The organism is Mesorhizobium sp. WSM3224 (assembly GCF_000427725.1).
GTDB lineage: Bacteria > Pseudomonadota > Alphaproteobacteria > Rhizobiales > Rhizobiaceae > Mesorhizobium.
On record NZ_ATYO01000001.1, the window covers coordinates 376,582 to 394,533 of the forward strand.

18 protein-coding genes are annotated in these 17,952 nt (G+C 64.9%); 14 read left to right on the forward strand and 4 right to left on the reverse strand.

Going from position 1 to position 17,952, the window contains the following annotated elements; genetic code table 11:
- The first annotated feature begins 225 nt into the window (after nucleotides 1–225).
- The 6 genes from YU3_RS0101795 to YU3_RS0101820 all read left to right on the forward strand — a co-directional run bounded on the left by YU3_RS0101795 (nucleotide 226) and on the right by YU3_RS0101820 (nucleotide 7,173).
- Nucleotides 226–1,110 (forward strand): AraC family transcriptional regulator, encoded by an 885-nt coding sequence (locus YU3_RS0101795; RefSeq protein WP_027164623.1) that lies wholly within the window; start codon nucleotides 226–228, stop codon nucleotides 1,108–1,110.
- A gap of 332 nt (nucleotides 1,111–1,442) precedes the next feature.
- Nucleotides 1,443–2,525 carry a sugar ABC transporter substrate-binding protein gene (locus YU3_RS0101800; RefSeq protein WP_027164624.1) on the forward strand — a complete coding sequence of 361 codons (1,083 nt, stop codon included), beginning with the start codon at nucleotides 1,443–1,445 and terminating at the stop codon, nucleotides 2,523–2,525.
- Between the two features lie 74 nt (nucleotides 2,526–2,599).
- Nucleotides 2,600–3,436, forward strand: a complete 837-nt coding sequence (locus YU3_RS0101805; RefSeq protein WP_027164625.1) for an ATP-binding cassette domain-containing protein — start codon at nucleotides 2,600–2,602, stop codon at nucleotides 3,434–3,436.
- The gene (locus YU3_RS0101810; protein ID WP_027164626.1) at nucleotides 3,433–4,686 is read left to right on the forward strand and encodes an ABC transporter permease; all 1,254 of its coding nucleotides are present in this window, start codon (nucleotides 3,433–3,435) and stop codon (nucleotides 4,684–4,686) included. Before YU3_RS0101805 ends, YU3_RS0101810 begins: the two co-directional genes overlap by 4 nt.
- 24 nt (nucleotides 4,687–4,710) lie before the next feature.
- The gene (locus YU3_RS0101815; RefSeq protein WP_027164627.1) at nucleotides 4,711–5,439 is read left to right on the forward strand and encodes an SDR family oxidoreductase; all 729 of its coding nucleotides are present in this window, start codon (nucleotides 4,711–4,713) and stop codon (nucleotides 5,437–5,439) included.
- Nucleotides 5,440–5,553: 114 nt separating this feature from the next.
- The gene (locus tag YU3_RS0101820) at nucleotides 5,554–7,173 is read left to right on the forward strand and encodes an FGGY-family carbohydrate kinase (protein ID WP_027164628.1); all 1,620 of its coding nucleotides are present in this window, start codon (nucleotides 5,554–5,556) and stop codon (nucleotides 7,171–7,173) included.
- A gap of 15 nt (nucleotides 7,174–7,188) precedes the next feature.
- On the opposite strand, the gene YU3_RS0101825 is transcribed toward YU3_RS0101820, so the two are convergent.
- Nucleotides 7,189–7,425 (reverse strand): hypothetical protein, encoded by a 237-nt coding sequence (locus YU3_RS0101825; RefSeq protein ID WP_027164629.1) that lies wholly within the window; start codon nucleotides 7,423–7,425, stop codon nucleotides 7,189–7,191.
- Nucleotides 7,426–7,841: 416 nt separating this feature from the next.
- Here YU3_RS0101825 and YU3_RS0101830 point away from each other — a divergent pair, with 416 nt between their 5' ends.
- Nucleotides 7,842–9,611, forward strand: a complete 1,770-nt coding sequence (locus YU3_RS0101830; RefSeq protein WP_027164630.1) for an acyl-CoA dehydrogenase family protein — start codon at nucleotides 7,842–7,844, stop codon at nucleotides 9,609–9,611.
- A 26-nt stretch (nucleotides 9,612–9,637) separates the two neighbouring features.
- A complete protein-coding gene (locus tag YU3_RS0101835) occupies nucleotides 9,638–10,387 on the forward strand; it encodes a crotonase/enoyl-CoA hydratase family protein (RefSeq protein ID WP_027164631.1) in 750 nt (249 codons plus the stop codon).
- Nucleotides 10,388–10,393: 6 nt separating this feature from the next.
- Here the strand turns inward: YU3_RS0101835 and YU3_RS0101840 are convergent, their stop codons facing one another.
- Together YU3_RS0101840 and pdxH are read right to left on the reverse strand one after the other, a co-directional pair.
- Nucleotides 10,394–11,026: a LysE family translocator gene (locus YU3_RS0101840; protein WP_027164632.1), complete on the reverse strand. Its 633-nt coding sequence runs from the start codon at nucleotides 11,024–11,026 to the stop codon at nucleotides 10,394–10,396.
- A 62-nt stretch (nucleotides 11,027–11,088) separates the two neighbouring features.
- On the reverse strand, nucleotides 11,089–11,706 hold the full coding sequence (gene pdxH, locus YU3_RS0101845; protein WP_027164633.1) for a pyridoxamine 5'-phosphate oxidase: 618 nt from the start codon (nucleotides 11,704–11,706) through the stop codon (nucleotides 11,089–11,091).
- 40 nt (nucleotides 11,707–11,746) lie between these two features.
- Between pdxH and YU3_RS0101850 the strand changes: the two genes are divergently transcribed.
- The 4 genes from YU3_RS0101850 to YU3_RS0101865 all read left to right on the forward strand — a co-directional run bounded on the left by YU3_RS0101850 (nucleotide 11,747) and on the right by YU3_RS0101865 (nucleotide 14,803).
- Complete coding sequence (locus YU3_RS0101850) at nucleotides 11,747–12,211, forward strand: RT0821/Lpp0805 family surface protein (RefSeq protein WP_027164634.1); 465 nt, start codon at nucleotides 11,747–11,749, stop codon at nucleotides 12,209–12,211.
- A gap of 97 nt (nucleotides 12,212–12,308) precedes the next feature.
- A complete protein-coding gene (locus YU3_RS0101855) occupies nucleotides 12,309–13,238 on the forward strand; it encodes a DnaJ C-terminal domain-containing protein (RefSeq protein ID WP_027164635.1) in 930 nt (309 codons plus the stop codon).
- 107 nt (nucleotides 13,239–13,345) lie between these two features.
- The gene (fabI, locus tag YU3_RS0101860) at nucleotides 13,346–14,164 is read left to right on the forward strand and encodes an enoyl-ACP reductase FabI (RefSeq protein ID WP_027164636.1); all 819 of its coding nucleotides are present in this window, start codon (nucleotides 13,346–13,348) and stop codon (nucleotides 14,162–14,164) included.
- A 51-nt stretch (nucleotides 14,165–14,215) separates the two neighbouring features.
- The gene (locus YU3_RS0101865; protein ID WP_027164637.1) at nucleotides 14,216–14,803 is read left to right on the forward strand and encodes a histidine phosphatase family protein; all 588 of its coding nucleotides are present in this window, start codon (nucleotides 14,216–14,218) and stop codon (nucleotides 14,801–14,803) included.
- A 136-nt stretch (nucleotides 14,804–14,939) separates the two neighbouring features.
- Here the strand turns inward: YU3_RS0101865 and YU3_RS0101870 are convergent, their stop codons facing one another.
- Nucleotides 14,940–15,203 carry a DUF1344 domain-containing protein gene (locus YU3_RS0101870; RefSeq protein ID WP_027164638.1) on the reverse strand — a complete coding sequence of 88 codons (264 nt, stop codon included), beginning with the start codon at nucleotides 15,201–15,203 and terminating at the stop codon, nucleotides 14,940–14,942.
- A gap of 202 nt (nucleotides 15,204–15,405) precedes the next feature.
- On the opposite strand from YU3_RS0101870, the gene aroC reads away from it, so the two are divergent.
- Both aroC and ribB read left to right on the forward strand, forming a co-directional pair.
- Entirely contained in the window at nucleotides 15,406–16,515 is a 1,110-nt protein-coding gene (aroC, locus tag YU3_RS0101875) for a chorismate synthase (protein ID WP_027164639.1), read from the forward strand.
- A gap of 107 nt (nucleotides 16,516–16,622) precedes the next feature.
- Entirely contained in the window at nucleotides 16,623–17,723 is a 1,101-nt protein-coding gene (gene ribB / locus YU3_RS0101880) for a 3,4-dihydroxy-2-butanone-4-phosphate synthase (protein ID WP_027164640.1), read from the forward strand.
- Nucleotides 17,724–17,952 lie beyond the last annotated feature (229 nt).

Genomic DNA, 17,952 nt, shown 5'->3' on the forward strand with positions numbered 1-17,952 from the left:
AGGGGTTCCGCGCCTGTCACTCCCGCCCTGGGCGCCTGTGTTCATCAGCCGTTTTTCGTCGCCGCCAAAACGTCAAAAAAGTATCGGTTGGATGGACAAGCCGTGGTGGCAGGCGTTTCAATTGCCGCCTAAGCTTTCAATCACGGCGGCCAGCGGGAATACGCGGCCTGCCCGACGAAGCGCAGCAACCGGTCATAAGACCGGACCCGCGCGGGAGGAATAAAGATGAATCCGGACCTGGAAGTCGTCCAGATCAGACAGGGAGAGTCGTTCAAGGCCTGGGCCCACGGCTATCCTTTCCGCACCGTGCGCTGGCACTTCCACCCCGAATACGAGCTGCATCTGGTCGTGGCCACCACCGGCCGCTATTTCGTCGGCGACTTCATCGGCGAGTTCGAGCCGGGCAATCTTGTGCTCACCGGCCCCAACCTGCCGCACAACTGGGTCAGCGACGTGCCTCCGGGCGAGACCGTGCCGCTGCGCGGCCGCGTCGTCCAGTTCTCCGAAGAATTCATTGCCGACGCTTCCGCCGCGCTGCCCGAACTTGCAGCCTGCGCCGGTATCCTCGAAACCAGCCGTCGCGGCGCGCTGTTCTCGCTGGCGACGGCTGAGCTGGCCGCGCCCTTGCTGGCCGAACTGGTCGAGGCGCAAGGCGTGCGCCGCCTGTCATTGTTCATGGCCGTGCTCGACGTCTTGAGCCGTGCGAGCGACGTCCGCACCCTGGCCAGCGCCGGCTACCTTCCCGACCCGTCCGGCTTCATGTCGGCCGGCATCAACCAGGCGCTCGCCTATATCAACTGCCACCTGACCGAGCCGTTCAGCGAAGGCACCCTGGCCGAGATCGCGGGACGCAGCCCCAGCGCCTTCTCGCGCAGCTTCCGCCGGCACACCGGAATGGCGCTGGTGCAGTATGTCAACCGGCTGCGCATCAACCTTGCCTGCCAGTTGTTGATGAGCGAGGCCCAGATGTCGATCACCGAGATCTGCTACGCCGCCGGCTACAACAATATCTCGAATTTCAACCGCCAGTTCCTGGCGCAGAAAGGCATGTCGCCTTCGCGCTTCAGGGCGTTGCTGGCGCAGAACGTAAACGCGGAGATCGCCGCCTAACAGGGAGGAACAGGGAGGAGCCCAAAGCAATTCCAGCAAAAGCGTGAAACGCTTCGGTTCGGCGATTTCGCCGCAGCCCCGTCTGGAATTGCGTCAAAACAAACAGACGTTCAGGGAAGGAAAAACGCGGGGTGCGAGGCACCCTGTGCTGGAGATCGCTTGTCCTGAAATCCAGCACGCCAAGGAGGATGTTTGCGCGGCTTACCGGATCGGATCGATCCTCAGCCGCTGCCGATCATACTCCTTTCAACAGTCCGATATGCAGTCAAGGCCTGACGCGCCGTTTGGCGCGCAAGTCTCGTGAAACCATTTCTTGAAACGGAGTCATTCGAATGACCAGATATGCATGGAAATCGCCGTTTGCCTTGAAATCGACCATCGCGGCCGTGTTCGCGCTCTCTCTGCTCGGCGGCACGGCGGCCTTCGCCGCCACCGTCACCGACGCCACGGTTGCCTTCCTGATGCCTGACCAGGCATCGACCCGCTACGAGCAGCACGACTATCCCGGCTTCGTCGCCGAGATGAAGAAGCTTTGCCCAGGCTGCAAGGTGATCTACCAGAACGCCGATGCCGATGCGGCGCGCCAGCAGCAGCAGTTCAATTCGGTGATCTCGCAGGGCGCCAAGGCCATCGTGCTCGACCCGGTCGATTCGACCGCCGCCGCCTCGCTGGTCAAGCTGGCGCAGAGCCAGGGCGTCAAGGTGATCGCCTATGACCGGCCCATACCGACGGCGCCGGCCGATTTCTACGTGTCCTTCAACAACGAGGGCATCGGCAAGGCCATCGCCGATTCGCTGGTCGAGCATCTCAAGGCTCTGAAAGTCGATCCGGCCGGCGGCGGCCTGCTGCAGATCAACGGCTCCCCGACCGACGCCGCCGCGGGTCTGATCAAGAAGGGCATCCACGAGGGCCTCGACAACAGCGGCTACCCGATCCTGGCCGAGTTCGACACGCCGGAATGGGCGCCGCCGAAGGCCCAGCAATGGGCCAGCGGCCAGATCACGCGCTTTGGGACCAAGATCCTCGGCGTCGTGGCCGCCAATGACGGCACCGGCGGCGGCGCGATCGCGGCCTTCAAGGCGGCCGGCGTGGATCCGGTTCCGCCGGTGACCGGCAACGACGCGACGATCGCGGCCTTGCAGCTGATCATTGCCGGCGACCAGTACAACACCATCTCCAAGCCGAGCGAGATCGTCGCGGCCGCCGCCGCCAATGTTGCGGTCAAGCTCTTGTCGGGTGAGACGCCGAAGGCCGAGATGACCCTTTACGACACGCCCTCGCAGCTCTTCACTCCGGCGGTGGTGACGCAGGAGAACCTCAAGGCCGAGATCATCGACAAGAAGATCAACACGGCCGCAGAACTCTGCGTCGACCGCTACGCCGAGGGCTGCAAGAAGCTCGGCATCACCAACTGATAAGATCCCAGCATCCGGCCACCCGACGGGCGGCCGGATGTCCAGGGAACACGATCGTCACGAAAGGTCAGCGCATGAGTGAGAGTCCCGAAGGATCGGCTTCCGTCGGCGAGTTGGTGCTCAGCCTGCGCGGCATATCGAAGAATTTCGGTGCCGTCTCGGCGCTGACCGATATCGACTTCGACGTGCATGCCGGCGAGGTCGTGGCCTTGGTCGGCGACAACGGCGCCGGCAAGTCGACGCTGGTCAAGATTCTTGCCGGCGTGCACCACCCGAGCTCGGGGACGATCAATTTTCGCGGCAGCGCGGTCACGCTGCCCGACCCGCGAGCAGCGCTGACGCTGGGCATCGCCACGGTGTTCCAGGATCTCGCGCTGTGCGAAAATCTCGACGTGGTGGCGAACATATTCCTCGGCAATGAGCTCAGCCCGCTGCGGCTGGACGAAGTGGCGATGGAAATGCGGGCCTGGACGCTGCTCAACGAATTGTCGGCGCGTATCCCGAGCGTGCGCGAAGCGGTCGCCTCGCTGTCCGGCGGCCAGCGCCAGACGGTCGCCATCGCGCGCTCATTGCTGCTCGAGCCGAAACTCATCCTCCTTGATGAGCCGACCGCCGCGCTCGGTGTCGCCCAGACGGCGGAGGTGCTCAACCTTATCGACCGCGTCCGCGCGCGCGGCCTCGGCGTCGTGATGATCAGCCACAACATGGAGGATGTCCGCGCCGTTGCCGACCGTATCGTGGTGCTGCGGCTGGGGCGCAACAACGGCGTCTTCGAGCCCGACGCTTCGAACCAGGACCTGGTGAGCGCCATCACCGGCGCGTCCAACAACGCGGTGTCGCGTCGCACCGAGCGCCTGCGCATGGAGCGCGATCACGCCGGTAGCGCACAGGCGGGGGAACAACGCCAATGACGGCAGAGAAAAGCACCTCCGCTCCGCTGGCGCTCGACCGCGCCGACGCGCGGGTGAAGCATCAGGCAGGTCTCGGCGGAGCGATCCGCTCCTTCCTCGATCGCGTGCGCAGCGGCGATCTCGGCTCGCTGCCGGTCGTCGTCGGCCTCGTGGTCATCTGGACTGTGTTCACCAGTCTCAACCCCGTGTTCGTTTCGAGCAGCAATCTGGTCAATCTCCTGTTCGACTGTTCGACGGTCGGCGTCATCGCGCTCGGCATCGTTTGCGTGCTGATGGTCGGTGAGATCGACCTTTCCGTCGGGTCGGTCAGCGGTTTCGCCTCGGCGATGGTCGGCACGCTCTGGGTCAATCAGGGGTGGCCGGTCGCGCTCGCCATTGTCGCCGCGCTGGCCTTCGGCGCGCTGATCGGCTCGCTCTACGCCCTGCTGTTCAACCGGCTGGGCATGCCGAGCTTCGTCTCGACGCTTGCCGGTCTGCTCGCGGTGCTGGGCATGCAGCTTTATATCCTTGGCTCGACCGGCTCGATCAACCTGCCCTATGGCTCCACCCTGGTGGATTTCGGCCAGCTGATGGTGATGCCGAAATGGGTCTCGCACACCCTGGCGGCGATCCCGGGCCTGGCCATGCTGGTCAGCGGGCTTCGCACCTTCGCGCGCCGCCGCGCGGCCAATCTGTCGGCCCGGTCCGTGGCCGGTCTCGTCGTGCGCGTCGCCACCATAACCGTCGGTCTCGAGCTGATTGTCGCCTACCTCAACCAGTCGCGCGGCATCCCATGGATGTTCGGCCTCTTCGTCGGGCTTGTGGCGGCGATGAACTACGCCCTGACCAGAACCAAATGGGGACGTTCGATGACGGCCGTCGGCGGCAACCGCGAGGCGGCGCGGCGCGCCGGTATCAAGGTCCGCGTCATCTATCTCAGCGCTTTCGCGCTGTGCTCCACCTTTGCCGCGCTTGGCGGCGTGCTTGCGGCGGCGCGGCTCGCTTCCGCCAGCCAGCAGGCCGGCACCGGCGACGTCAACCTGAACGCGATAGCCGCCGCGGTCATCGGCGGCACCAGCCTGTTCGGCGGCCGCGGCAGCGCCTATTCCGCGCTGCTCGGCATCATCGTCATCCAGTCGATCGCCAGCGGCCTGACGCTGCTCGATCTGTCCTCGTCGCTTCGTTACATGATCACCGGTGCCGTGCTGGCGATCGCCGTGATCGTCGACTCCCTCGCGCGCCGTTCCCGTGCCTCGCACGGCCGCGCCTGAACAGCTCAAACGAGAAGGGTACACATGGCTCAGAATCTTTCGGGAAAAGTCGCCGCGGTCACCGGCGCGGCATCGGGTATCGGTCTCGAATGCGCCAGGGCGATGCTTGCCGCCGGCGCTCGGGTGGTGCTTGTCGACAGGGCGCAGGACAAGCTGAAGGAGATCGTCGCCGAACTCGGCGAAAGCGCGATCCCGCTGGTGGTCGATCTCACCAGCCCCGCGAGCGTGGCGACGATGATGCCTGGGATCCTCGAAAAGGCCGGCCAGCTTGACATCTTTCACGCCAATGCCGGCTCCTATGTCGGCGGCGAGATCCTCAACGGCGACCCGGACGCCTGGGACCGCATGCTGAACCTCAACATCAACTCGGTCTTCCGCTCGGTGCACGCGGTGCTGCCGCATATGGTCGAGCGCAAGACCGGAGATATCATCGTCACCAGTTCAATTGCGGGTCTCGTCCCCGTCGTCTGGGAGCCGGTCTACACGGCCTCGAAACATGCCATACAGGCGTTCGTCCATACGCTGCGCAGGCAGGTGGCCAAGCACGGCCTGCGCGTCGGCGCCGTGGCACCAGGGCCGGTGGTGACGGCGCTGATCAGCGATTGGCCGAAGCAGAAGCTCGAGGACGAGCTGGCGGCCGGTGGCCTGATGCAGCCCACCGAGGTCGCGGAGGCCGTCCTGTTCATGCTCACGCGGCCGCGAAACATCACCATTCGCGACCTGGTGATCCTGCCGCAGAGCAATGATCTGTAGGCAGTAGGATTTAGGCAGTAGGGAATAGGGAAGGGGCAGTTGCCTCCGGCCATCCAACGCGGACCATTTTTTCTACTGCCTACTGCCTACTGCCTACTGCCTACTCACTTACCTTTGAGGTCCCCCATGCCTTCCCACTTCATCGGCATCGATGTCGGCACCGGCAGCGCGCGCGCCGGCGTCTTCGATGAGCGCGGCGAGCTCCTGGCTTCAGCCAAGCGCGACATCGCTCTCTTCATCGAGCCCGGCGAGATCGCCGAGCAGTCCAGCCGGGACATCTGGCAGGCGGTGTGCGCCAGCGTCCGCGACGCGGTTGCAAAATCAGGCGTGGAGCCCCGCAAGATCGGCGGCGTCGGCTTTGACGCAACCTGTTCCCTTGTGGTGGTCGGCGACGACGGCGAGGCCCTGCCGGTGGGCCATTCGGGAGACAGCGACAGGAACATCATCGTCTGGATGGATCATCGCGCCCTCGACCAGACCAGGCGCATCAATGCCGGCCGGCATCCGGTCCTCGACTATGTCGGCGGCGTCATTTCGCCGGAGATGGAAACGCCGAAGCTGCTATGGCTGAAGGAGAACCTGCCCGAGACCTTCGCTGCGGCCGCGCATTTCTTCGACCTGGCCGACTATCTGACCTGGCGCGCCACCGGCAGCCTGGCCCGCTCGGTTTGCACCCTGGCCTGCAAGTGGACCTATCTCGCCCATGAGCGGCGCTGGGACGAGAGCTATTTCCACGCTATCGGGCTTGGCGAACTTGCCGACGAGCATTTTGCCCGCATCGGCACCGAAGTGGTCGATCCAGGCACGGCGGTGGGTGCCGGCCTGACGGAGGCGGCCGCGGCTGAATTGGGACTGGTTGCAGGTACAATCGTCGCTGCCGGGCTGATCGATGCCCATGCCGGCGGCGTCGGCACGGTGGGTGCCGCCGGCGATACCGGCACCATCTCGTCGCGCATGGCCTATGTGCTCGGCACATCAGCCTGCACCATGGCGAGCAGCGAAGGCCCTGCCTTCGTGCCTGGCGTGTGGGGGCCTTATTATTCCGCCATGGTGCCGGGGTTTTGGCTGAGCGAGGGCGGTCAGTCGGCGGCCGGCGCGGCCATCGATCTTCTGGTGCGGTTCCACCCGGCCGCAGCCGAGGCTTCCGCGCATGCCGCGGCAGAAGGCAAATCGCTTGCCGATTGGCTGGCCGCGGCCGCCACGGCGGCTTCGCCCGACCTGTCGGCGGCCGCCACGCTCGCGGGAAGCATCCACGTCGTGCCCGAGTTCCTCGGCAATCGTTCGCCGTTCGCGGATCCGGATGCCCGCGGCCTGATCGCCGGGCTGGGCACCGACCGTTCCGTCGAAAGTCTTGTCGGCCTTTACGTGGCCGGCCTTTGCGGCCTGGGCTATGGCGTGCGCCAGATCGTGGCGGCGCAGGGATCGTCCGGTCTTGCCGTCGACACCATCGTCATCAGCGGCGGCGCCGGGCAGTCGCCACTGGTACGCCAACTGCTTGCCGACACCGCCGGCCTGCCGGTCGCCGCCTCGCAATCGCCGGAACCGGTGCTGCTGGGCGCCGCGATGCTCGGAGCGGTCGCGGCCGGCCGTTACCCCGACCTTTCGACCGCCATGCCTGCCATGTCCCGGCTTGGCGACGTTTTCCGGCCGGCAGCCGGCGCCATGCGGACGTGGCATGACAAGCGTTACGAAGCCTTCCTGGCCCTGCAGGCGGTAGGCCGCAGCATACGCTGAGCTATCGGCAAGGCTTCAGCGCCGCAACAGCGACGGGACCTCGAACGGATCGGGCGCCGGCTCCTGTGGCAGCGTGCCTTCGGCCCTGCGTTTCTTGTGATGCGCCAGCGAACATTGCGCCGAGCACAAGATACCGCGATCGGTCCAATAGGCGGGGCCTTCCTCGAGCATGCCGTGATAGTAGCTGAAGCTTGGGGCCCGATAGGGCAGCCCGCATTCGATGCAGCGATAAGCGTCAGGTCTGGCAAGCATGGGTGGTGTCCGGTCTGTCTGTGATCTGCCCCAGCAGATTATAGCGGGATGCAGTTCCCTGTTGCAGTAATTTTGAAGGCAACAATGCCTCGAAAATTGGCCGAAGCCTTCGCGGGTTCGTCATCCACGGGCGGAGCAAGGAGCGAAGCGACGCGCGCAGACCCGAGGATCCATTCCGTGACTTCGACGCGTTGCAACGGTCCAGAATTCTGCTCCGCTGCACCCTTTGGCTGCGGTCACGGCAGGATCCTCGGGTCTGCGCTCCCGCTCCGTCCGTGGATAACGACGCCCGCGTAAAATCCGCGTGACAAAATTTGACGTTTACGTAAAAAGAAGGTGCGAACCGGGCCCAAAGACGGATGGTTTCGCTTCGGCCATGCACTACGATTGGCTGGAACGGAGGAGGAGAAGCAAACATGTATCGCGCACCGGTCGAGGACATCGCCTTCACGCTGAAGCAGGTGGCCGGGCTGAAGCCGGCGCTGGATGCCGGCACTTTCGGCGATCTCGGCGAGGACCTCGTCGACGCGATCCTGGCTGAAGCGGGACGTTTTGCCAGCGACGAGGTTGCTCCCCTCTACAAGATCGGCGACGAGCATGGCGCGGTGCTGAAGGATGCGGCCGTCACCACGCCGCCCGGCTGGAAGGAGCTTTACCGGCGCTGGATCGAAGGCGGCTGGAACGCACTGTCCGGGCCGGAGGAATATGGCGGTCAGGGTCTGCCGACGATGCTTGGCGTCGCCGCGCTCGAAATGTGGAACTCCGCCGCCATGGCGTTCGGCATCGGCCCGACGCTGACCATGGGCGCGGTCGAGGCGCTCGACAAACACGCTTCCGAGGCGCTGAAGCAGAAATATCTGGCCAAACTCGTCTCGGGCGAGTGGATGGGAACGATGAACCTGACCGAGCCGCAGGCGGGCTCTGACCTCGGCGCGCTGCGCAGCCGCGCCGAGCCGGTCGGCGACGGTACCTACCGCATCTTCGGCCAGAAGATCTTCATCACCTATGGCGAGCATGATTTCACCGACAACATCGTGCATCTGGTGCTGGCGCGGCTGCCCGACGCGCCGGCCGGCACGCGGGGCATCTCGCTGTTTTTGGTGCCGAAGTTCTTCGTCAATGACGACGGTTCGCTCGGCGCACGCAACGACGTCTTCTGTTCCGGCCTCGAGCACAAGCTAGGCATCCATGCCTCGCCGACCTGCACGATGATCTATGGCGACGGCTTTCAGGGAGTGACGCCCGGCGCCGTCGGCTGGCTGATCGGCGAGGAGAACAAGGGGCTGGCCTGCATGTTCACGATGATGAACAACGCCCGCCTTGCCGTCGGCATGCAGGGCGTGGCCGTGGCCGAGACCGCGACACAGAAGGCGATCGCCTATGCCAATGAGCGGCGCCAGGGCAAGGCATCGGACTATTCAGGCTCCGGCATGGCGCCGATCGTCCATCACCCCGACGTGCAGCGCAATCTTCTCACCATGAAGGCGCTGACCCAGATCGCACGCGCGATCAGCTATTCCTGCGCGCATGCCATCGACCGCGCGCGTGTCGCCGAGGGCGAGGCCGCAGCCAACTGGCGCGACCGCGCCAATTTGCTGACGCCGCTTGCGAAAGCCTTCTCCACCGATGTCGGCGTCGAGGTGGCATCGCTTGGTGTCCAGGTGCATGGCGGCATGGGCTTCATCGAGGAGACGGGCGCTGCCGCCCTTTATCGCGACGCGCGCATCGCGCCGATCTATGAAGGCACCAACGGCATCCAGGCGATCGACCTCGTCTCGCGCAAACTGCCGCTTGGCAACGGCGAGCATGTGCATCGCTATATCGGCGAGCTCAAGGCGGTCGCCGATGCGGTGCGCACCTCCAATATCGAAGGCTTCGGCCGCACCGCCGACAATCTCGACCGCGCGCTGGCCGATCTCGACGAGGCGACGCGCTTCCTGCAAAAGCTGCTTGCCGACGGCGAGGCCGACGCCGCGATGGCTGGCGCCACACCTTATCTGCGGCTGATCTCGCTTGCCGCGGGCGGCGCCTATCTGGCGCAGGGCGGGCGGGCCGACCGCGGCCGCATCGCGCTCTGCCGCTTCTTTGCCGAAAACCTGCTTGGCGAGACGCGCGCCTTGAAGGAGCGCGTCATCGACGGCGCCGAAAGCCTTGCCGCCGCAGGCAAGGCGCTGATCTCCGCTTAAGCATCCTGACGTTCAAAGGACCAACCGTGACCGACCATATTCTCATCGAGCGCCAGGGCGCCGTGCAGATCATACGCATCAACCGTCCGGACAAGAAGAATGCGCTGACGCGCGCCATGTACGCCAAGATGTCGGCGGCGCTCGCCGAAGGCGATGCCGATCCGGCGGTGCGCGTGCATGTCTTCCTCGGCGTTCCTGGCGCTTTCTCCTCCGGCAACGACCTCGCCGATTTCCTGGTCATCGCCACTGGCGGCGAGGGCGGCAACGAGGTTTGGGATTTCCTGATGGCGCTGGCCAGGTCGCAAAAGCCGATGGTTTCGGGCGTCGACGGCATCGCCGTCGGCATCGGCACCACGCTCAACCTGCACTGCGACCTGACCTTCGCCACGCCGCGCACGCTCTTCCGCACGCCCTTCGTCGATCTCGGCCTGGTGCCGGAGGCCGGTTCCAGCCTGATCGCGCCGCAGCTCCTGGGACGCCAGGGCGCCTTCGCGCTGCTCGGCCTCGGCGAGGGTTTCTCGGCCGAGCGCGCCAAGGCCGCCGGACTGATCTATGAAGTGGTCGCGGAAGACGCGCTCGAAGGTGCGGTGCTGGCTGCCGCCAACGGCATCGCCGCCAAGCCGCCGCAGGCGCTGAAGATCGCGCGCGACCTCATGCGCGAGCCGCGCGAAGCGCTGATTGCCCGCATCAAGGTCGAAAGCGAGCATTTCCGGGAGCGGCTGACCTCCGACGAGGCGCGCGCCGCGCTGACGGCTTTCATGACCCGGAAGAAATAGCCGGAGCTATCGGTGCTCCGCCGCGATGCGGATGCCGAGGCCGATCAGCACGATTCCGGTGACGCCTTCGATGGCGCGACGGATCGATGGCCGGCGCAGGAAGTCCCCTGCCTTGGCCACCACCGTCGCGCAGAGAGCCAGCCAGGCAAAGGTCATGATGGCGAAGACCGCTCCGAGGCAGAGCAGCGCGAGGAAACTTTCCCCGCCGGGCGGCACGAATTGCGGCAGGAGGCTTGCAAAGAACACCGCCATCTTCGGATTGCCAAGGTCGCTGATCAGGCCCTGGCGATAGGCGTTTGCACTGGTCAGCCGCCGTGACGGCCCCGCGATGGTTGCCATGTCCTGCTGATGCGAGGGCCGCCAGGCCTCCTGCAGCGCCTTGAAGCCGAGATAGATGAGATAGGCGGCGCCCGCATACTTGACCGCGAGGAACAGCGGCTCCGAAGCGACCAGAAGCGCGACGATGCCGGCGCTGGTGGCAAGCGCCCAGATCGTCTGGCCGCTTGAGATGCCGAGCGCGGTGAACACGCCGGCCATGCGGCCGCCGAGCAGCGTGTTGCGAATGGTGATGGCGGTATCGGGCCCCGGCGTGGCGAGCACGATGAACGAGACACCGAGAAAGGCCAGGAACAGACTCATGGGTCACCTCTTTGCAGTCGGATCAACGTGAGATCGCACCCTGCGCACCATCCTCGGGAACGTCAGGGATACAGCCTGGCCTTGTCCCAGCCGCCCGCGGCGTTGCGCGAAAAGACGACACGGTCATGCAGGCGGAACGGCCTGTCGTGCCAGAACTCGATCGTCTGCGGCAGGATGCGGAAGCCCGACCAGTGTTTTGGCCGGGGGATTTCGCCGATGGCGTAGCGCGCCGTGTACTCGGCTACCGCTTTTTCCAGCGCGAAGCGGCTCTCCAGCGGCCGCGACTGTTTCGAGGCCCAGGCGCCGATGCGGCTGCCGCGCGGCCGCGTTGCGTAATAGGCGTCGGCCTCGGCGTCGCTGACGATCTCCACCGGCCCGCGCACGCGCACCTGCCGGCGCAGCGATTTCCAGTGGAAGCACATCGCGGCCTTCATGCTGCCAAGAATCTCGCGGCCCTTGGCGCTTTCGAAATTCGTGTAGAAGACAAACCCCTTTTCGTCGAACCCCTTGAGCAGCACCATGCGCACATCCGGCATGCCGTCGGCATCGACGGTCGCCAGGGCGACGCCGTTGGCGTCATTGATCTCGCTTTTGGTGGCGTCCTCCAGCCATGCGGCAAAGAGCCTGAACGGCTCCGCGGCCTCGGTGAAGTCACTGCTTGTTAACTCGGTTTCGTTCATAGTTTTCCAAATTTTTACCGTTGCGGGAGGAGTTCGCCGATTGTTGCGTATCGCGCAAGCTTTTGACAGCAGGCAATGGGGCGTTATCGCTTCGGCCAGCGTCAAGGCTGTGGTCGTGTCGGCGGTGCTGCCGCTTGCCGCTTGCGGCGCCGGCGGTTTCAGCCTGGAAAAGGCTGAGGTCGACCGCTCGATCATCACCTCCAGCGCGCCGTTCTCGCCCGCCGCCCCGGCGGCGGGCGACAAGGACTCCGACCAGACCACCATCGGCAACGCTGTCTCTTCCGCCGACATCAAGGAGCTTGGCGGCCAGACGGTACCATGGGCCAACGCAGGCACCGGCTCGCGCGGCGCGATCACCGAGCTGGTGGAGTTGAAGGATGGCGGCCTGACCTGCCGCCGTTTCAGCGCCACGCGCGAGAGCTTCGACGGCGTTGCCCTCTACCAGGGCGAGCTGTGCCTGGCCGGCGCCGGCGGCTGGCGCATGCAGGAATTCAAGGCGCTCTGAGTTTCGCGCAAATTGCCCTTGCGCCACTGGAATTTCTTCCTATGCGAGCGCATATAGGGGGCGACTACAAATCCATTCCCTCTTGCAGGCAGGAAGCATGCGCGACCCCTATGAGGTGCTGGGCGTTGCCAAGAACGCATCGGCCAAGGACATAAAATCGGCTTACCGCAAGCTCGCCAAGAAGCATCATCCGGATCAGAATCCGAATGATCCGAAGGCGAAGGACCGTTTTGCCGCCGCCAACCAGGCTTACGAGATCGTCGGCGACGAGAAGACGCGCGCCGCTTACGATCGCGGCGAGATCGACGCCGACGGCAAGCCGAAATTCCATGGTTTTGAAGGTGCGGCCGGCGGCGACCCGTTCGCCGGCTTCCGGCGCCAGCAAGGCCCGGGCGGCGCGCATTTCGAGTTTCGCAGCGGGCGGCCGGGCGGCGATCCGTTCGACGGCAACAGCGACATCTTCAGCCAGATATTCGGCGATGCTTTTTCCGGCGCGCGCGGCGCCGGCAGGGGTGGCGATCGTCGCCAGCCTGCCCAGGCCGCCGATTTGAACGTCACGCTGGACATCAGCGTCGAGGAAGCCGCCACCGCCGAGAAGGTGACGGCGATGTTCCCCGATGGCCGCAAGATGGCTGTCAAGCTTCCGGCCTATGTCGAGGAAGGCCAGACCATCCGCCTCAAGGGGCAGGGCGAGCAGGGGCCAGGCCAGCCGGGCGACGCGCTGGTCAAGATCCACATCCGCCGCCATTCGCGCTACCGCATCGAGGGCCGCGACCTGCATGTCGACCTGCCTGTCGATCTGGCCGACGCCGTGCTCGGCGCCAAGGTGGCGGTCGAGACGCCGACTGGCAAGCTCGCGGTCAATGTCCCCGCATGGTCGAGCTCGGACAAGGTGCTGCGCCTAAAGGGCAGGGGCCTGCCGGAAAAAACAGGCGGCCACGGCGACCTCTACGCCCATGTGCGGCTGATGCTGCCGGAAGGCGGAGACGCCGATCTCGAAGCCTTGATGCGCAACCGAAAAGGCTGATCCCGGCGATTTTCTCCTCAGGTCAGTCTGTTTTCAACGCTTGAAGGGGCTTTGTGCCTGTGCGATAGGCACTCCACAAAGCAGACATTCTTGCGGAGAACGCGCACATGGCGGGTGGACAAGGCCTGATGGCCGGTAAGCGAGGCCTGATCCTGGGCGTCGCCAACAATCGGTCGATCGCTTTCGGTATCGCCAAGGCTTGCGCCGATCACGGCGCCGAAATCGCGCTGACCTATCAGGGCGAAGCGTTCAAGAAGCGCGTCGAGCCGTTGGCGGCCGAACTCAACGCGCATGTCGCTGGCCATTGCGACGTCACTGATCCCGATAGCCTGGACGCCGTCTTTGCCGATATCGCCAAGCGCTGGGGCAAGCTCGACTTCCTCGTCCACGCCATCGCTTTCTCTGACAAGGACGAGCTCACCGGCCGCTATGTGGAGACGACGCGCGACAATTTCCTGCGCACCATGGACATTTCGGTGTTTTCCTTCACCACCATCGCCAAGCGCGCCGAGCCGCTGATGACGGATGGCGGCTCGCTTTTGACGCTGACCTATTACGGCGCCGAGAAGGTGATGCCGCACTATAACGTCATGGGCGTCGCCAAGGCGGCGCTCGAAGCGAGCGTGCGTTATCTCGCCGTCGACCTCGGCGGCAAGAAGATCCGCGTCAACGCGATTTCGGCCGGCCCGATCAAGACGCTCGCCGCTTCCGGCATCGGCGACTTCCGCTACATCTTGAAGTGGAACGAGTACAATTCGCCGCTCAAGCAGACGGTAACGCAGGAAGAGGTCGGCGATTCCGCCGTCTACTTCCTGTCGGACCTGTCGCGCGGCGTGACCGGCGAAGTCCATCATGTCGATTCCGGCTACCATGTCGTCGGCATGAAGGCGGTCGACGCGCCGGATATCTCGACCGTCAAGGAATAACCCGCTTCGCCTAACTTCGTCCCAGGCCCTGGCCCGACCTCGGAAGACCTGATGTACCCGCTCGTCTACATCGCGCGCCATGGCCAGACCGAGTGGAATGCCGAGCGTCGCCTGCAGGGCCAGGCCGACACCGACATCAACGCATTCGGCCGCGAGCAGGCGAGGCGCAACGGCGAGCGGCTGGCCGCGCTGATCGGCAAGGGCCAGGATTTCGATTTCGTCGCCAGCCCGATGCGGCGCACGCGCGAGACGATGGAATTGATGCGCGCCGCGATGGGGCTTGACCCCTCCGCCTACCGCACCGACCCGCGTCTGGTGGAAATAAGCTTCGGCGACTGGCAGGGCTTCACCTTCGCCGAGCTCGAGAAACGTGCCCCCGGTTCAACCGACGGCCGCCGCGCCGCCAAATGGGATTTTCAGCCGCCCGGCGAGGGCGCCGAAAGCTACGAGATGCTGCTCGAGCGGATGAAGCCCTGGTTCGACGCGCTCCGTCAGCCGACGGTCTGCGTCACCCATGGCGGCGTCATACGCTGCTTCTTCCGCTTCGTTGCCGGCTTGTCCAAGCAGGAAGCCGCCGGCCTCGAGGTCCCGCAGGACCGCCTGCTGCGGCTGGAGGGTCGCAGCCTGGAGTGGTTGTGAGGAAGACGCGTCTCCGCTTCGTCATGTATGGACGGCCCCTCTTGGGCAAGAGGGGCCGTCCATACATGACGAAGCTTCGGCGTTCCGGCCAACGTCTAAGGTCGGTCCCGGCGCAATGCGGGCCTCGCGGCATAAATTAATTCTGGTCGCTGTCGGGCAACTGCATATCCGTCACGACATTCTCGCCATTGGTCACATCGTAGGCGAGGACGATGTCCATGCCAGGCTTCAGCGAGTCGAGATCGGTCTCTGCGTTGAGCTTGTAGGCCTTGCCGTCGTCAAGCGTCAGCGTCAGCGTGTCCTTGTCGACCTTCTTGATCAGGCCTTCGGTCTGGCCGGCGAACGCGGCGGAGGTGGAAATCAGCAACATGGCGCAGGCAGCGCCGATCAGGGTACGCATCGTCGTCCTCTTTAGGTCATTGCGCCGGTTGGTCAGCGGCGGGTCCTCAACGGCGGATGGGAAGAGAGCAGAAACCAACCGAATGTGTCAAAACTAAATCCGCAATATCACAGTTTGATGCATCCGATCACCGTTTGACCACTGTGGAAAACGCCAATAGAACGCAGCCTTAGCGGCTCGCCGCCGGGCAGGACAAACCTTCATGTCTCACAACACATTCGGCCATCTCTTTCGCGTCACCACCTGGGGTGAAAGCCATGGCGCGGCGCTCGGCTGCGTTGTCGACGGCTGCCCGCCCGGCATCCGCTTCAGGCGCGAGGACATCCAGGCCGAGCTCGACAGGCGCCGGCCCGGCCAGTCGCGCTTCGTCACCCAGCGCCGCGAGCCGGACGAGGTCAAGATCCTGTCCGGCTTCATCCTCGACGAGGACGGCGAGACGATGGTCACCACCGGCACGCCTGTCTCGATGCTGATCGAGAATGTCGACCAGCGCTCCAAGGACTATGGCGAGATCGCCCGCCAGTACCGTCCTGGCCATGCCGACTACACCTATGACGTCAAATACGGCCTGCGCGACCATCGCGGCGGCGGCCGTTCCTCGGCGCGCGAGACGGCAGCCAGAGTGGCGGCCGGCGCGCTGGCGCGCAGGATAGTGCCCGGCATAGTGGTGCGCGGCGCGCTGGTCTCGATGGGCGAGAAATCGATCGATCGCGCCAACTGGAACTGGAATTTCGTCGGCGACGCCGAAAACCCGTTCTTCACCCCCGATCCGGCATCGGTCCCGGTGTTCACCGCCTATCTCGACGGCATCCGAAAGGCCGGCTCCTCGGTCGGCGCGGTGATCGAGATCGTCGCCGATGGCGTGCCGGCCGGCCTCGGCGCGCCGATATATGCCAAGCTCGACCAGGATATCGCTTCCGGCCTGATGTCGATCAACGCCGTCAAGGGCGTCGAAATCGGCAACGGTTTCGAGGCGGCCCACATCACCGGCGAGCAGAACGCCGACGAGATGCGCATGGGCAATGATGGTAAGCCCGTGTTCTTGTCCAACAATGCCGGCGGCATCCTCGGCGGCATCTCGACCGGCCAGGCGATTATCGCCCGCTTCGCCGTCAAGCCGACCTCCTCGATCCTGACCCCGCGCCAGTCGATCGACAAGGACGGCAAGGACGTCGAGGTGATGACCAAGGGCCGCCACGACCCATGCGTCGGCATTCGCGCCGTGCCGATCGGCGAGGCCATGGTTGCCTGCGCGATCGCCGATCATTATCTGCGGCACAGAGGACAGACGGGGAGGGGAGTAGGGGAGTAAGGCAGTAGGGAGTATGTTAGCCGGCCGCCAAGGTCGCCAACTTTTTCCTTTCCCCTACTCCCTTACTGCCCTATTCCCCTACCCCCTGCGAGCGAAGCGAGCGTTCCATGCCATACGACCAGAAGAAGATCGTCGAAGCGATCCGCGCCTTCGAGCGCGGCGAGATCGTCGTCGTCATGGACGATGACGGGCGCGAGAACGAGGGCGACCTGATCGTCGCGGCTGTCCACTGCACGCCGGAGAAGATGGCCTTCATCGTGCGCAACACCTCCGGCATCGTCTGCACGCCGATGCTGCGCGAAGACGCCAGGCGGCTGAACCTCGCGCCGATGGTGGCGGACAATGACTCTGCCCACACCACCGCCTTCACGGTCAGCGTCGATTTCAAGCACGGCACCACGACGGGCATTTCGGCCGACGACCGCACGCTCACCGTGCGCAACCTCGCCAACGGCAATGTCGGCGCCTCCGACTTCGTGCGTCCCGGCCACATTTTCCCGTTGATCGCGCGCGAAGGCGGCGTCTTGATGCGCTCCGGCCATACCGAGGCCGCGGTCGACCTCTGCAAGCTAGCCGGCCTGCCGCCGGTCGGCGTCATTTCCGAACTGGTCAACGACGACGGCACCGTCAAGCGCGGGCCGCAAGTGCAGGCCTTCGCCGAAGAGCATGGCCTGAAGCAGGTGTCGGTCGCCGACCTCATCGCCTATCGCCAGCGCAAGGAAACGCTGGTCGAACGCGTCGCCTGTTCCGACATCGAGACGCTTGGCGGCAAGGCGCAGGTCTTCACCTACACGCTGCCCTGGGATTCCATGCACCATGTCGCGGTCGTCTTCGGCGATATCCGTGACGGCGAGGAGGTGCCGGTGCGCCTGCATTCCGAAGATGTCGTGACCGACGTCTTCGGCACCAGCCATCGGCTCGACGGCATCATGAAGGCGATGGGCGAGCGCAGGCGCGGCGTTATTGTCTATCTGCGCGAAGGCTCGGTCGGCGTCGCCCATCAGGAGCGCAAGCGGCCGGCAAGCGGCGACCGCGAGGACCATGAGGAAGCCCGCCGCCGCGAGAACGAGTGGCGCGAGATCGGCCTCGGCGCGCAGATACTGAAGGACCTCGGCATCTCCTCGATCAACCTGATCGCCTCGCGCGAACGCCACTATGTCGGTCTCGAGGGCTTTGGCATTCATATCGCCAAGACCGAGATTCTATAGGCTGTCGAGGGGCTGGAGCGACGAAGTCTTTGCGACTTCGTCATCCACGGGCGAAGCAAGGAGCGAAGCGACGCGCGAAGACCCGAGGATCCATTCCGTGACTTCGAAGCGCTGCAACGGTCCAGAATTCTGCTCCGCCGCATTCTGCGATCAAGGTAACGGAATGGATCCTCGGGTCTGCGCTCCGCTTCGCGTCGCTCCGCCCGTGGATGACGACGTCGGCCAACGT

Coding starts and splice junctions, on each gene's coding strand:
- fabI (WP_027164636.1), top strand. CDS start 13,346: ATGGCGGGTGGACAAGGCCTGATGGCCGGTAAGCGAGGCCTGATCCTG.
- YU3_RS0101795 (WP_027164623.1), top strand. CDS start 226: ATGAATCCGGACCTGGAAGTCGTCCAGATCAGACAGGGAGAGTCGTTC.
- YU3_RS0101805 (WP_027164625.1), top strand. CDS start 2,600: ATGAGTGAGAGTCCCGAAGGATCGGCTTCCGTCGGCGAGTTGGTGCTC.
- YU3_RS0101855 (WP_027164635.1), top strand. CDS start 12,309: ATGCGCGACCCCTATGAGGTGCTGGGCGTTGCCAAGAACGCATCGGCC.
- YU3_RS0101870 (WP_027164638.1), bottom strand. CDS start 15,203: ATGCGTACCCTGATCGGCGCTGCCTGCGCCATGTTGCTGATTTCCACC.
- ribB (WP_027164640.1), top strand. CDS start 16,623: ATGCCATACGACCAGAAGAAGATCGTCGAAGCGATCCGCGCCTTCGAG.
- YU3_RS0101865 (WP_027164637.1), top strand. CDS start 14,216: ATGTACCCGCTCGTCTACATCGCGCGCCATGGCCAGACCGAGTGGAAT.
- YU3_RS0101810 (WP_027164626.1), top strand. CDS start 3,433: ATGACGGCAGAGAAAAGCACCTCCGCTCCGCTGGCGCTCGACCGCGCC.
- YU3_RS0101840 (WP_027164632.1), bottom strand. CDS start 11,026: ATGAGTCTGTTCCTGGCCTTTCTCGGTGTCTCGTTCATCGTGCTCGCC.
- YU3_RS0101830 (WP_027164630.1), top strand. CDS start 7,842: ATGTATCGCGCACCGGTCGAGGACATCGCCTTCACGCTGAAGCAGGTG.
- YU3_RS0101815 (WP_027164627.1), top strand. CDS start 4,711: ATGGCTCAGAATCTTTCGGGAAAAGTCGCCGCGGTCACCGGCGCGGCA.
- YU3_RS0101800 (WP_027164624.1), top strand. CDS start 1,443: ATGACCAGATATGCATGGAAATCGCCGTTTGCCTTGAAATCGACCATC.
- aroC (WP_027164639.1), top strand. CDS start 15,406: ATGTCTCACAACACATTCGGCCATCTCTTTCGCGTCACCACCTGGGGT.
- pdxH (WP_027164633.1), bottom strand. CDS start 11,706: ATGAACGAAACCGAGTTAACAAGCAGTGACTTCACCGAGGCCGCGGAG.
- YU3_RS0101825 (WP_027164629.1), bottom strand. CDS start 7,425: ATGCTTGCCAGACCTGACGCTTATCGCTGCATCGAATGCGGGCTGCCC.